The organism is Phycisphaerae bacterium, assembly GCA_041652575.1.
Classification (GTDB): Bacteria; Planctomycetota; Phycisphaerae; order Sedimentisphaerales; family UBA12454; genus UBA12454.
In genome coordinates this window covers 44074-58494 of sequence record JBAZHC010000010.1, presented here as the reverse complement: position 1 = coordinate 58494, position 14421 = coordinate 44074, and the positions used below count along the sequence as shown (strand labels likewise).

The window sequence follows — 14421 nt, the reverse complement described above, 5'->3', positions numbered from 1 at the left end:
TTAGAGTCCTGAATGAGGGCATGTTCCGCCGGAAGGGCAGGTATGACATTTTGAACCGGCGGCAGGCTGTTTTACCACAGCGGAAAAAGTTGAGAATTGTTTTTTAAGGTTTTTGCTGTTGCAGTCCGGACAGCTTCGGCCGGCTTTTGAATCAGCCTTTTCCAGAAATTCGCTCACCTTTCCACAATCGGAGCACTTGTATTCAAAAATGGGCATAAATTGATTTCCTGAAGGTTAATTTTACGGTAAAAACATAATAGTATACCTATAGTTGAAGGAGAGGCAAGGGAAACATTGAGATATAAGGATAAATATGGTCCAAAATACAATTATTTATATTTAAAGTTTGCATAGATATATGCCGAAAAATACATTGCAACAATTTATCATTTATGATATATTTATGCTATGAAATTTGAAGAATTAGTAAAGAAAACAGCGAATTTGTCGTGTTTTACGACTATGTTCCTGGCGGCAGGTCAGAATTTGGCTCAGGTGAGATTGCAACTCAATCGCTGGGTTAGGGCTGGCAGGGTCTTAAGGTTGAATAAAGGATTATATACACTTGCCGAGCCTTACAGGAAAATCAAACCGGAGTTATTCGTTATTGCCAACAGTCTAAAATCCCCATCTTATGTAAGTCTCCAGTCGGCATTGTCCTTGTATGGACTGATTCCTGAATTTGTTCCTGTCATTACCAGTATTGCCGCCGACAGACCGGAGACTATTGAAACTTTGCTCGGCCGGTTCGAATACAGACATATCAATAAAAATTTATTTTGGGGTTATCAGAAGATTGAATTCTCCCTAAAACAACAGGCCTTTGTTGCTCGGCCGGAAAAAGCTTTACTCGATTTGGTGTATTTAACTGCCGGGGGTGATACTGAAGAATTTCTCGATGAACTCAGGCTGCAAAATTTGAACAGGCTCAATAAGGACCTGCTTTTTCGATATGTTGAAAAGTCAAAAAATCATAAACTTAAAAGGGCGGTATTGAATATCAAAAAAATAATTGATGAAATGGAAGGCGTAGAACTGTGAAAGATTATATAAAACAAATCATTGAAAACGTTCAGGACAACAATCTCGCAAGATGTATCGTGAGAGAATACCTGCAGGCAAGATTGCTTGAGGGTCTTCAGGAAAACGGAGCCTTTGAAAACTGGGCATTTGTCGGCGGGACCGCTTTGAGGTTTCTTTATTTGATGCCGCGTTTTTCAGAAGACCTGGATTTTTCTATTTCAGCTTCCGGAGTCGAAGATAATTTCACCGGGATTATGAAAAGAATCAAAAGCCTTTTTCTTGCCGAGGATTATTCTCTGATTATTAAAGGAAAGACCGAAAAGGCAGTAAAAAACGCCTTTTTAAATTTTGAAGGCCTGCTTTATGAACTTGAACTTTCACCGCATCGTTCAGAAACTATTTCGATTAAGGTGGAAATCGATACGAATCCGCCGGCTGGGGCTAATTTTGAGACAAGCGTAATAAGAAAACACTGTTTATTAAATGTGCAGCATTACGACAGGGCTTCTTTGCTTGCCGGTAAATTACACGCATTGTTAAGCCGTAAATATGTTAAAGGCAGAGATGTTTACGATTTATTTTGGTACCTGTCCGACAGAAACTGGCCTGCGCCAAATACCATTTTTTTAAATAATGCCCTGCAGCAGACGGGTTGGCAGGGACAGGCAATTACCATTGATAACTGGAAAAATGAAACCGCTCAACGTATTTCCCAATACGATTGGAATAAAGTAATTGCCGATGTCCGGCCGTTTATTGAGCGACAGCAGGATTTAAAACTTCTTGCAAAAGAAAATCTTCTCAAACTGCTCGAAAACGACGTCAATCGATAAAAATTCTCTTTATGTGCCTGTCGTAGATATTTTCTGTTACTGTTTTTGCGATTGTATCTTCGTATTTTTCCAGCGCTTCGATGTAGCAGCTTCCCATCTTGGCGGCGATTTTATAACCGACGTGGATTAACTGGCGGAAGTGAAGATTATAATCTTTACAGCTCTGGTCATGGCGAAGCGTATTGGCGAATTTTACACTGTCCCATTTTGCGACCTCTTCCGGACTTGGCAATTTCGATTTATCGATATCTATGACCGTTGCGTAAGGGCCGCAAAGTTCATCGAAATGTTCGAGAGCCTGGCTGTAAACTTCCTTTGCGATCTCAAGGCCGCATCCGCCGGCCAGAGCCAGACCGATAATTTCCTCCAGCCATGTCGTGCCCGCGGTTTTTAAATGCAGACCGGCGCCGGTCTTCTTCAATGCTTTTTTAATCGGCGTGTAAATTGAAAATTTGTCGCTGCCGGAATGAACGCTTAATTTCAGATTATTCGGCAGGCCGAACTGTTTAACTGCGAAATTAATAACGGCTATATCTTCGTTGAATTCCTTTTCGAATTGTGCAACATTGCCGACGTAATCGACACCTTTGTTAAATCTGCCGGTGAATTTCGGCGCGATTGTCTGGGCTGGAATTTTTTCAGCGGCGATAGCCGAGAGTATAAATAGCATCTCAACTGGACTTTGCGGCTCGTTTGATTCGTCCATTGAAACTTCAGTTACGAAATTATCGGAGCCTTTCTTCTCGGCAACGTGCCTGTAAATTTCACCTGCTTTTTTAACGGCCAGCAGAAATTTTTCGCCGATTTTCTCAAGGTCGCCCTGTGTAATATTTAATTTTTCACTAATTCCGGGGATTTCGATTGTGCCGATGAATTTTTTATTTTGTGCGACAAAATCCTTTAAATCCTTTTCGTCGCATTTTTGGCCGATATAGTCTGCCACATCGAGCGTGAAGAAATTGCTCGGTTCGATGAATGAATCGACCGTGCTTAAATTTATATGGTCTGCATCGACGTAATACGAATCTTTCCAGCCGAGCGCCTTTACGGCCCCGTCCGCTTCGGTTCTTAAATCCGCCGGTTTAGTGCCGATGATGGAATGTTCTCTGTTGGATTTATTCCAGACGGGAACTATATTACAGCCCTGCTGTTTGGCTTTTATTATAGCGGCAAGCTGTGCCTTGCCCTGGTGAGCGAATCTGTCGCCAGTGCCGATGGATAATTTTTCAAGTTTCATTTCATAAGCCTTTCAGTAATTTTTTGTTAAGCGGAGGGATTTTTCCGTTTCGCTGACTTTGCGATATGTTCGGTATGCTCCAGATGTTCGGTAATCGCCTTTGCGGCGTTTTTCACGTTATGGTCTTTCAAAGCGGAAAGCATCTTTTTATGAAATTTTATCGCTATCGATATCTCGCTTTCGTAAAGACTGGAAAAGACCTGTGAATATTTGTGGTATTCCGCGATTGACTCGAACGCCGTGACAAGCGGCACGTTTCCGCTCGCGTGGATTATAAACTGGTGAAATTCCATATCTAATTTTAGGAACTCTATAAGATTATCTTCTGACAGTTCCATTTTTAGTATCAATTGCTCGAGTTCTTCAATCTGACGGGCACTTATTTTTTCACAGGCAAGAGTTATCGCCGCCGTCTCTATTACCTTGCGGGCGCAAATGATGTCCGAAATGGTTACATTGACAAAATCCGGCGGCAAAAAATGTGTCGGCAGTTTACGTTGAGAGACCTTCTGAACATAAGCTCCTGAGCCGGCCCTGATTTTCAGTATGCCCAGCTTCTCAAGGTCGTAAAGAGCCAGCCTTACCGTGCCGCGGCTGACATTAAACTGCGAGCATAGTTTTCGCTCGGCAGGCAGCCTCGTGCCGTCGCCGTATTTGCCCGATGATATCATGGCAATCAGTTCCCGCACAAGTTTTGTATGAAGCAGCTCTTTGTTCATTGACGCCGACGCCTTAAAATAAGACAATTGGTATATTTCATATACCAATATTGTCTGTTCGTCAAGGATAAATCATTAATATAGCGGTTTTTTCGGGTATTGGCATTTATTAGGTTGCACATAAATATCAGCAGAGTATATTATCTGACAAATTACCAGAGGCTTGTTTTATGCTAAAAAAACAATTAGGGCTTTTAAGTGTCTTCAGTATTGCCGCTGGCGCAATGATTAGCAGCGGTCTTTTTATTCTGCCCGGTCTTGCGTTTGCAAAGGCAGGACCATCAATCATTATATCATATTTTCTTGCCGGCCTTTTGATGATTCCTTCGATGCTGTCCAATGCGGAACTTGCAACGGCGATGCCCAAGTCAGGCGGAAGTTATTTTTTTGTCGAGCGAAGTCTCGGCCCTTTGATGGGCACTTTTGCCGGTTTTGCCAACTGGCTCGCAATCGCGCTCAAGGCGACATTTGCGATGGTTGGCATTGGCGCTCTTGCAACGGTTTTTGCCCCGGACACCGGCGAATTGACAATAAAATTTGTCTCGGCGGCGGCGTGCCTGTTCTTTCTGCTTGTAAATCTTCTGAGTGTTAAAGGAACAGGGGGCCTGCAAATCGGTCTTGTTGCCGGTCTCATAGCAATTCTTATCGCGTTTATAGTTAAATCGCTGCCTTTCGTTGTGCCGCAGCAGTATTCGCCATTTGCGCCGTTCGGGGTCAAAAGTATTTTTGCTGTCTCAGGAATGGTATTTGTTTCTTTCGGAGGTCTTACAAAAGTTATAGATGTTTCCGAAGAGGTGCATAACAGTCAGAAAAATATTCCTCTTGGTATGTTTATAGCTTTTTTTGTGGTAAACATTCTTTATGTGCTGGTTGTTTTTGCGACGGTAGGAGTGCTTAAGCCGGAGACTTTAAGCGGTTCACTGACCCCGATTGCTCTTGCGGCGAAAATAGTAGCCGGCAATGCCGGTGAAATCCTGATAAGTATTGGCGCATTTCTCGCATTTGCTACAACCGCCAACGCGGGGCTTTTAAGCGCTTCTCGAACTCCTATGGCTATGAGCAGGGACGGCCTTGTGCCGCAATTTCTTTCCAAATCGAGCAGCCGTTTTCATACGCCGCATTTCTCGCTTATCCTGACCGCGGCTGTTATGCTGGTGGTAATTTTTGCGTTATCCGTCGAAAACCTTGTCAAGACCGCCTCGGCGATAATGATTATTATGTTTATCCTGATGAACGCCTCGGTCGTTATAATGCGGCACAGCGGTATTCAATCATATCGGCCCACATTCAAAGCTCCTTTTAGTCCATGGCTGCAGATTGGCACGATAATAATATACCTGTTTCTTATTTTCGAGATGGGCTATGTGCCGCTTGCACTGACAGGTATCTTTGCGGTTATCGCGATGATATGGTTCCTGTTTTATGTTCAAAGACGCATCGACCGCGAGTCGGCGATTGTTTATCTTGTCAAGACAATCGTTTCAAGACATATCCAGAGGTCGGGACTTGAGGAAGAATTGAAACAGCTTGCGCTCGAGCGAGATGAAATTGTCACCGATAGATTTGACGGGCTTGTCAAAAACTGCGATATTCTCGATATTCCCGACAGAATTACCGCGACTGAACTTTTTCATACGGCCTCCAATGCGTTGTCTAAAAAACTTAATATTGACTCAAACAAACTCTATGATTTGTTCATACAAAGAGAAAGAGAATCCACAACCGTCATAAAGTCCGGCCTTGCCATACCGCATATTGTTGTTGACGGGCTGAATGTTTTTGAGATTCTGCTTGTGCGCTGCAAAGAAGGCGCGATTTTCTCCGAGCTTCACGAACCGGTTAAAACGGCGTTTATCCTGCTCGGCTCATCCGATGAGCGGAATTATCATCTCAGGGCGCTTATGTCCATCGCGCATATCGTCAGCGAGCCGGAATTTGAAAAACGCTGGTTTGCCGCAAAGAACACCGAACAGTTAAGGGATATAGTTCTGCTTTCTGGAAGACGGCGGGACTAAAATTTTTTAAGTCCTCTTTCTTTTTCCGCATTTCTGCATTATTATGCTTTTGTATATGAAAAGCTATAAAGGATAGTTCTTATGTCTAAAAAAATCCTGATACTTAATGGAAGCCCTAAAAAGGATGGAAATACCGCCGTGCTGGTAGATTGGTTCAGCGGGGCCGTCCGTTCGAAAGGCGCCGATGTTGAAATTATCCGTACGGCATTTCTTAAATATAAAACACTGGGTTGTATATCCTGCCGGGCTTGTCAGAAAAGCGATAAATACGAATGTGCCGTTAATGATGAAGCGAAACCTGTTTTAGCCAAAATGGCGGATGTCGATGTGATTGTTTTTGCGACGCCGTTATATTTTTTCGGCGCAAGTGCACAGATAAAACTTATTTTCGACAGGATGTTCTCGCTTTATAAATGGGACAACGATGCCGGTACGATGAAAACCCCGTTGAAAGGAAAAACTCCTGTTGTTCTGGCAAGTGCGTTTGAGGATATCGGTCTTGATGCACTTGAAAAGCCTTTTGCGCTTACCGCTGAATATACCGGAATGAAATTCGAATCAGTTCTTGTTGAAAACGCAGGCGTTTCAGGCGAGATTGCAAAAAAAAGACCTGACGCCAAAGAAAAAATAGAAAAATTGGCTGTGAAAATTTGTTAAGGAGAACAAAAATGAAAAAAGTATTATTAATTATTGTCGTTATAAGTGCATTATTCTCATCTTATTGCGATGCGAAAAATGTTATAGTATCATCTTCTGATGGGCAGTTGATTAGCTATAACGTATTCGGCAAAGGTGATGTTACGCTCGTATTCGTTCACGGCTGGGGCGGCGACAGCAGGTATTGGCGATATCAGATTCCGTATTTCTACAAAAAATACAGAATTGTTTTAATCGATTTAGCGGGGCACGGAAATTCAGAACAGAACCGGAAAGTATATACGCCCGAAGCGTTCGGCCGGGATGTGAAAGCCGTTGTCGAAGATGTCAATGCCAAAAAAGTTATACTAATCGGTCATTCATTCGCAGGCGAGATTGCCGCAGAAGCCGCGGTTTTAATGCCGAATCGCGTGATAGGTATTATCGGAGCCGATTCGATACAAAATGTTGAAGACACTATGCCCAAAGAGCAATTTAAACAAATGCTCGATGGATTTCACAAAGATTTTAAAGGCGAAGTTAAAAATTTTGTCGGGCAAATGCTCGGAAATTTGAAACCTGAATTAAAAAGATGGATTATCGATGATATTTCCTGCGAGCCTCCTTATGTGGCTATAAGTGCATTTAAGGAATATGTTGAAAAATTTGAAAATAAAGGAATGGCGAATCTTTTTAAGAGAGTTAAAGTGCCTGTGCGATGCGTTAATGCCGACCTTTGGCCGACAAATCCACAGGCTAACCGAAAGTATATGTCTTCTTTCGATGTGACGATAATAAAGGGCTGCGGCCATTTTATTATGCTCGAAAGGCCGAAAGAATTTAATAAAAAACTTAACGACACTATTAAAGAGATAATAAAAATAAATAAAGAAAAACATTAAAATGTCGAAGGTGCCGATTCGTAAAGCGGATTACTGGGTTTACATACTTAGATGTAAAGACGGAACGTATTATACCGGCTACACGAGCAATCTTGAAAAAAGAATTGCTTTGCATAATAGCGGCAAAGGGGCGAAATACGTTAGAAATAAACGGCCGGCAACGCTGGCTTATGCCAAAAAATATAAGTATTACAAAAGTGCTTTAAACGGAGAAAAAGATATTAAAACGTTAACAAGACAAAAAAAAGAAGAGCTTGTTAAAAAGCATGGAATCAGGAGGATGTTGTGAAAATATTCCTCCGAAGTTTTGGCTGTCAAATGAACAAGCTCGACACAAATCTGGTTGTTAACTCCTTTATACAGGCAGGTTTTGAATTTACCGAAGAAGTCGGAGACGCTGACGTTGTGCTTGTAAATACCTGCTCTGTCCGCAATCATGCCGAAGAAAGAGTACTTTCGCTTTTGGGGCATATGAAGCACATAAAGAAAACAAATCCTCATCTTGTCGTCGCTGTCTTCGGCTGTATGGCTCAAAGGTTAAAAGAGGATTTGCTCAGCCATCAGGCGGTTAATATTGTCTGCGGGCCGCTGCAGATACCTGAACTTGTAAATCTTGTAAACAAAACCATCGAGCAAAACACGAAATTAACTGCCGTCAGCAGTGATATCAGGCATAAATCTTCACAGCAGCAATCGAATCAGCTTGACGATTTTGAATATTCTTATGACTCAGCGGAAAATAATCTTCCCGCACAGGCGTATGTTCGTGTAATGCGGGGCTGCGACAAGTTCTGTTCATATTGTGTTGTGCCTTATGTAAGAGGCCCGGAAGCGTCGAGGCCGCCTGAAAAAATCGTTGCCCAAATTAAAAAACTTGTCGATGCGGGCATAAAACAGGTAACACTGCTCGGCCAAACGGTAAATTCATATCATTATGAAAAATTTTCATTCGCGGATTTGCTTTACGAAGTAAGCAATATAGGTGGTATTGAATGGATTAAGTTTGTTACCTGCTATCCAAAAAATTTTGACGAAAGAATTTTTAAGACGATGATTGACCTGCCGAAAATTTGCCGGTATCTGCACATACCCGCACAAAGCGGCTCGGACAAAATCCTCAAAACTATGAATCGCGGCTATACCTGCGCCCAATATCTTCAAATTGTAGACAAAGCAAGAGAGATTGTCCCTGATATCGCGATAGCGGGCGATTTTATTGTCGGGTTTTCGGGCGAAACCGATGAGGATTTTCAAAAAACTGTAGAGCTTGTCGAAAAGGCTCAATATAAAAATTGCTATATATTCAAATATTCGCCTCGTCCCGGCACAAGAGCCGATGAAAAACTGGCCGATAACGTGCCGATGGAAGTAAAAAAACAGAGGAATATCGAACTTCTTGCGGTTCAGGAAAAAATCAGTGCCGAACTAAACAAATCTTTCATTGGCAAAACTGTAAAAGTCCTCGTTGAAGGCATAAGCAAAAAATTTCATCTCGATGAAGCCGGCAAAAAGGAACATCCTCAGCTTATCGGCAGGACGGCAGGCGACTATATTGTTGTTTTTGACGGCCCGGCTAATCTGGCGGGGCGGTTTGCGGATGTAAATATTGACAGGACAAGTGCGTTAACACTTTTTGGTAAATTAGCTGATTGATTTAACCTGTTTTTTCTCCCAGTTCTCTTCGGCTTCCGGTCGGCGGATATAGAATGGTACAAGGCTGACCGGGTTGGCGAATTTTCCTTCCGCTGCCATTTGTGTTCCGATTCTGAAAACATTTGACGCTCTCGGCGACCAGTATTCCTTATCGAGTATTTTAATATTGTCTGTCTCAAATTTTTTGGCGTAGTAAAGCAGACCTTCGCCGAGCAGCCATATTGGCTCGCCGCCGAATTTTTCTTTGAACTCTCCGGCCTTTATCATGCAGTCCGGCAAAATCTTCTGCCATGAGCCGTTGTTTTTTTCAAAGACCGCGACGAAAAACTGCTCACGCTTGGCGTCGATTATCGTGGCAATTTTTCCGATACTGTCGTCCTCGACATTCATCGCCATCGCATCGCTTGTGTTTACCGCGACAATTTTACTTTGTGCCGCCAGTGACATCATTTTTGCGACCGCCACCGAAATTCTTATGCCGGTAAAGCTGCCGGGACCGATAGAAATGTAGATATGGCTTGTCTGGTTAGCCTTTTGATTGAACTTTTTAAATAGTTCAGTTGTAGTATCAAATAGTTCGGCACTATGACGAAGCGGGGCAGAAAATGTTTTTTCGTCCGATAAATCTCCATCGCACCCAAGGGCGACAGACCCGATTCTGCCGGTGGTTTCCAGTGCCAGGGCTAATATTTTGTGTCTAATTGCTGATTTTGTCATAAGTTCAGTTCTTTTAGAGAATTATCGGTTTTATATATTTTCTTAAATCGCTCTTTTTTTAAAAATTTTACTCCATAGTCAGCCTTCTGCGGCCGATGTAATAACCGGAATAATAGGATTATATGATGAAATCCAAAAAACGCAAAATACTCTTGAAAACAGTGTTGATTAAAAACATAAATTTAGCTTGAAAAAAAATAGGGTTTTTGTTAAGATGGATAATCTCAGTAACAGTAGTAGATTATATAAAGTATACGGAGCCGAACGGCTTTACGAAATTGGGATGTTGCCTGAGCATCTTAAACTTTTAAGTAATTATAAATTATAGGAGATAACCAGTGTCTATCGGTGTATCGACGACGAGATGGCCTTTGTTGGGTGTCATTTTGGCGGCGCTATTTATTTTTGGCTCGGCAGCTTCGCTTGGTTTAACAGCGGATGATGCTTCTGCCAAAGCTCAGGCTATGCGCCAGACAGGGAAGCAGATTTTTGAAATTGGTTATGAACAGTACCAGAGAGGTATGCATGACCAGGCAAAGGTAACGCTCCAAAAAGCAGCAGCATATCGAGACTATCTTAGCGCCTCTGATGTGAGCAAACTTGACGAACTTCTCGGTGAGCTGGACTCGCAATCCAGTCCGCAGGAAGTTAATCAGGTTGCGCCACCAAATATCGTAACAGAACTGTTAAGCCAGGCAAGAAATTTTGCCGCACAAGGCGAATATTTACAGGCAAAACAAAAGTATATGCAGGTCAAACAAAGCGGTCTGCTTTCCAGTCAGGAACTTGCGGCTGTTGATGCAGAACTTGCCGCCCTTGACCAGACATTTACAGCGGACCAGACACAGACTCAGTCGTCGACTGTCAATCCTGACTATATCAAATTTGTATCTGTAGACGCCAACGACATCAACAATACAGAACAGGTATCGATGCCTGTTGAGCAGCCGCAGGTTGACCAGGAGTTTATCGTTCCTGTCCCGCAGGTAGAGGCTAATGATGCCGTAATTGAGTCGGAGCCTGTCCAGGTGCCGCAGGAACTGGCAAAAGAGAATTATATTGAGGTTGTTAAGCAAAAACAGCGCATTCAGCAAAGCTACACGAAGGCTGTGGTCAATGAAGCCATTGCAAAGGCGAAAGATTATGCAGACAAGCAGGACTTTGCCAAGGCCAGAGATGAAATATCGCGTGCCTCAGCAGTTGTCGAAAAGAATAAACTGCTTTTAGGCGATGATTATACACAATATACTGCCACACTGCAGCAGCTTTTAACCGAGGTTGGTACTCGTCAGTCGGAAACGGAACTTCAGAAAGCTGAAAAGGCCAAGACCGAGGCTCAGGCATCACAGGAAAAGCTCAGAGCCCAGCAGGCTGCCGACAAGCAGAAGAGAATACAGGACCTCCTGACGCATGCTCAGGAATATCAGGAGCAGCAGAGATATGATGAGGCTCTTGCCCAGATGGATACGCTTTTGGCAATTGACCCGCAAAACAGAGAAGCAGCAAGAAACAAGCAGATGCTGGAGGATATTATAAATCTTCGGACACAGCTTGAAATTAAACGTGAAATCGGCAAACAGGAAGAGGCTGTTTTAACTGATACGCAGAGGTCTATGATACCTCATGCAGACTTATACACATATCCGCGTAACTGGCAGGACATAGCTGCTAAAAGGAAGCCGGAGATAATCTCAGGTCTTCCGTCTGTCGATGTCGCGGTTTACAAACAGCTTGAAACGATAGTTGATTTAAGCGCTCTTACTCCGGATACTCCGTTGAATGAGGCGATAGAAATCATAAAAACATCTGTCGAGCCTCCGCTGAAGATTATCGTCCGATGGAAAGACCTCGCCGACAATGCATATATTGAACAGGACACAGTAATAGGAATGCAGGGTTTTACCGGCATCCCTGTTGGGAAAGCCCTGAAAGAAGTGTTGAACACGGTTTCCGGCGGTATTGCAAACATAGATTTCGCTGTTGAAGAGGGTGTTATGACAATAGCGACCAGAGAATCGCTTCCGGGCAAACTTATTCCTAATGTTTATGATATTACCGACCTTATAGCCCCACCGGTTAATTTCGAGTCGCAAATGCAGTTGCCCAGCGGTGGCGGCGGCGGCGGCGGTCTGAGCGGCGGCGGCGGACAGGCTGAAGATACAAGTACAGACTCTGAAGAAAAGGCTACTATTTTAGCACAAACAATACAGGATGCGGTTTCTCCTGAGAGCTGGTTAATCAATGGCGGTCAGGGCACGGTCACTATTTACGGAATCAATGGATTAGGAATCTACAGGCTTGTTATAAGCCAGACGCCTCAGATTCACGACCAAATCAAAGAGTTTATGAAAGAGCTGCGTAAAACAAGCAGCCAGCAGGTCTCGATTGAAGCCAGATTTCTTTTTGTTACAGAAAACTTCCTCGAGGATATTGGTCTTGACACAAATCTCTTTATCAGACCGTTTGGAAAATTTGGCGCAATGATATTTGAGCAGGGCTCATATGAGTTTTCAGCTCCATCTTCTACAACTGTTCCCGGCTCTCTGGGCGGCATAGCCAGCGCGATAGACCTTGTCGGCGGTGGTACGTATGGTTCGATTATGGATGATTTGTCTGTCTCGTTTTTCTTAAGAGCGACACAGGCACACAGAGATGCTAAAATGCTTACAGCTCCAAGGGTTACGGTTCTCAGCGGTGAACGGGCTTCTATCGTGGTAGCCAAGGAATCCGCTTATATTTCAGATTATGAATTTGAGGATATAACTGCTAACGCCGATTTTGCTGCGATAAGAACCATTGCCAATCCTACAACTGAAATTGTTGCAGACGGAGTTACGCTTGATGTAACCCCAAGGATAAGCGACGATAAAAAATATGTTGACCTTGTAATAGTTGCTAATTATTCAAAAGTAGACCTTGACAAGCAATATCCTGTTTATTCTAACACCACTGGTGATCAGTATAATATTCAGCTTCCTGTCGCGGAAATTTCCGAAGTTCAAACGCATGTAAGTGTGCCGGACGGCGGTACATTGTTGATTGGCGGCCAGAAACTCAGTGCTGAAGTTAACAGAGAGGCAGGCGTACCGGGTTTTTCAAAAATGCCTATTATCGGAAGACTGTTCAGTAACCGCAGCAAGATCAAGGATCAGGATGTATTGCTGATACTTGTAAAGCCTACGATTATGCTGCAGAATGAAGCCGAACGCGAATATTTCGCTCCTCTTGAAGAAAAATAGATTTATAACTTTTACTGAATTTAAAAGGCCGACATTAACGTCGGCCTTTTTTTTGACCTGTTTGACGGGCTATTCGAATTTTTGTTTTACCGCTTGATAGCCGTAATGCGCCAGCAGATTATCAAGAATAATCATCGCGGTATAATTTTCAGCTACCGGCCAGATTCGTGCTACAATTGTAGGGTCTCTTCTTGTAATTGCGGCCAGCATTTTATTCTCAAGCGTGTATTTGTCGACGGTTCTTTGTTGTTTATCGATTGTCGGCGTTGGTTTTACTGCAAGTCTTATGACTATATCCTGTCCCGTTGAAAGTCCGCCGGTTATACCGCCGGCATTATTGGAATCGAATACTACTTTACCCTTTTCCGAGTGCATCTGGTCGTTATCCTGCGAGCCGGTCATATCCTTTACAGCAAAGCCCGCACCTATTTCAACGCCTTTTACTGCTCCTATGCCGAGCATTTTCCCCAGTTCGGCGTCGAGCTTGTCAAAAACCGGTTCTCCGAGACCGGCAGGAACGCCCTTGACGACAACCTCCACAACGCCGCCCGCTGAATCACCGCTTGCGGAAATCCTGCTGCAGGCACTTACCATTTCTTCTGCCGTCTCTATGTCGGGACAGTTTAGGATGTGATGTACGCCGTATTTTTCCTCTATTTCAAGAGCATTTGTTTTCGGAGTTTTATTGCGAATCTTATCGATTTCTTTTTCCACCTCTGCAAGAACAGCTATTTTTTCAAGAAATCGCATTTCGGCATTTATTCTGCCGTTTACATATAGTTCCTGATAAAACGGGTCAAGGTCCCGCCGCATCTTTTTATAGTTCTGCGTGGATTTGAAAGCTTTGGAAACATCTAATTGTCTGCATCGTATGCCCGCAAGTTCCCTGACGAAACTAAAAATCTCTATGCCGCACTTCTGAAGCACCTTTTTGGCGATATAACCTGCCGCTACGATAGTTGACGAATATCTTCCGCTGAAGATTCCTGCGCCAATGGCGTCATCGGCAGGCCCGTATTTCATAAACGATGCGTAAGAGGCATGTCCCGGCCGAGGTGTACGGTTTGTATCCTGATACTGCTTTATATGGATAAAGTGCCTGTCGAGATTCGGAATAAGAATAGTCAGCGGAGTGCCGTTGGTTAGTCCCTTGTTATTGGCGTTTTCAACGGTATCTGCGGCGTTAATACCGGTATATATTACCGGCAGGTCGGGTTCTTTGCGAGGCGAGCTAAGCTCATCGGCTCCGGGCTTCCGCAAAAGCAAATCGCCGTAGATTTCCTGTTCAGTTATCGGCATGGCAGGGGGATGACCCTGTATTACAGCGGTTAATCCGTCCTGATACGAGCCTCCGGCTACAGTTACCTGAAACATCCGTCCAAAATGACAGCCTAACATTATATATCTCCTGTTGTTATGAGTAATTCGTTCGCAAGAGTATAAATAG

General features: G+C 43.5%; 13 protein-coding genes. 8 read left to right on the top strand and 5 right to left on the bottom strand.

Going from position 1 to position 14421, the window contains the following annotated elements:
- The gene (locus tag WC496_08575) at positions 1–216 is read right to left on the bottom strand and encodes a zinc ribbon domain-containing protein (protein MFA5293072.1); all 216 of its coding nucleotides are present in this window, start codon (positions 214–216) and stop codon (positions 1–3) included.
- 327 nt (positions 217–543) lie between these two features.
- Here WC496_08575 and WC496_08570 point away from each other — a divergent pair, with 327 nt between their 5' ends.
- Positions 544–1041, top strand: coding sequence for a hypothetical protein (locus WC496_08570; protein MFA5293071.1), 498 nt, complete (start codon positions 544–546; stop codon positions 1039–1041).
- The gene (locus tag WC496_08565) at positions 1038–1856 is read left to right on the top strand and encodes a nucleotidyl transferase AbiEii/AbiGii toxin family protein (protein ID MFA5293070.1); all 819 of its coding nucleotides are present in this window, start codon (positions 1038–1040) and stop codon (positions 1854–1856) included. Before WC496_08570 ends, WC496_08565 begins: the two co-directional genes overlap by 4 nt.
- On the opposite strand, the gene WC496_08560 is transcribed toward WC496_08565, so the two are convergent.
- Together WC496_08560 and WC496_08555 are read right to left on the bottom strand one after the other, a co-directional pair.
- Complete coding sequence (locus WC496_08560) at positions 1846–3093, bottom strand: tagaturonate epimerase family protein (protein MFA5293069.1); 1248 nt, start codon at positions 3091–3093, stop codon at positions 1846–1848. The two genes, WC496_08565 and WC496_08560, sit on opposite strands and share 11 nt — an antisense overlap.
- 26 nt (positions 3094–3119) lie before the next feature.
- On the bottom strand, positions 3120–3812 hold the full coding sequence (locus WC496_08555) for a FadR/GntR family transcriptional regulator (GenBank protein MFA5293068.1): 693 nt from the start codon (positions 3810–3812) through the stop codon (positions 3120–3122).
- Positions 3813–3982: 170 nt separating this feature from the next.
- On the opposite strand from WC496_08555, the gene WC496_08550 reads away from it, so the two are divergent.
- The 5 genes from WC496_08550 to miaB all read left to right on the top strand — a co-directional run bounded on the left by WC496_08550 (position 3983) and on the right by miaB (position 9018).
- Entirely contained in the window at positions 3983–5827 is a 1845-nt protein-coding gene (locus WC496_08550) for an amino acid permease (protein MFA5293067.1), read from the top strand.
- Between the two features lie 81 nt (positions 5828–5908).
- Complete coding sequence (locus tag WC496_08545) at positions 5909–6484, top strand: flavodoxin family protein (protein MFA5293066.1); 576 nt, start codon at positions 5909–5911, stop codon at positions 6482–6484.
- Between the two features lie 11 nt (positions 6485–6495).
- A complete protein-coding gene (locus WC496_08540; protein MFA5293065.1) occupies positions 6496–7365 on the top strand; it encodes an alpha/beta hydrolase in 870 nt (289 codons plus the stop codon).
- 1 nt (position 7366) lies between these two features.
- Positions 7367–7654: a GIY-YIG nuclease family protein gene (locus WC496_08535; GenBank protein ID MFA5293064.1), complete on the top strand. Its 288-nt coding sequence runs from the start codon at positions 7367–7369 to the stop codon at positions 7652–7654.
- Positions 7651–9018 (top strand): tRNA (N6-isopentenyl adenosine(37)-C2)-methylthiotransferase MiaB, encoded by a 1368-nt coding sequence (gene miaB, locus WC496_08530; GenBank protein MFA5293063.1) that lies wholly within the window; start codon positions 7651–7653, stop codon positions 9016–9018. The genes WC496_08535 and miaB overlap by 4 nt, the downstream gene beginning before the upstream one ends.
- Here the strand turns inward: miaB and tsaB are convergent.
- Positions 9007–9735, bottom strand: a complete 729-nt coding sequence (tsaB, locus tag WC496_08525) for a tRNA (adenosine(37)-N6)-threonylcarbamoyltransferase complex dimerization subunit type 1 TsaB (GenBank protein ID MFA5293062.1) — start codon at positions 9733–9735, stop codon at positions 9007–9009. The two genes, miaB and tsaB, sit on opposite strands and share 12 nt — an antisense overlap.
- Positions 9736–10073: 338 nt before the next feature.
- Here tsaB and WC496_08520 point away from each other — a divergent pair, with 338 nt between their 5' ends.
- Complete coding sequence (locus WC496_08520; GenBank protein MFA5293061.1) at positions 10074–12974, top strand: hypothetical protein; 2901 nt, start codon at positions 10074–10076, stop codon at positions 12972–12974.
- Positions 12975–13043: 69 nt separating this feature from the next.
- Here the strand turns inward: WC496_08520 and WC496_08515 are convergent, their stop codons facing one another.
- Positions 13044–14372: a chorismate synthase gene (locus tag WC496_08515; GenBank protein ID MFA5293060.1), complete on the bottom strand. Its 1329-nt coding sequence runs from the start codon at positions 14370–14372 to the stop codon at positions 13044–13046.
- Positions 14373–14421 lie beyond the last annotated feature (49 nt).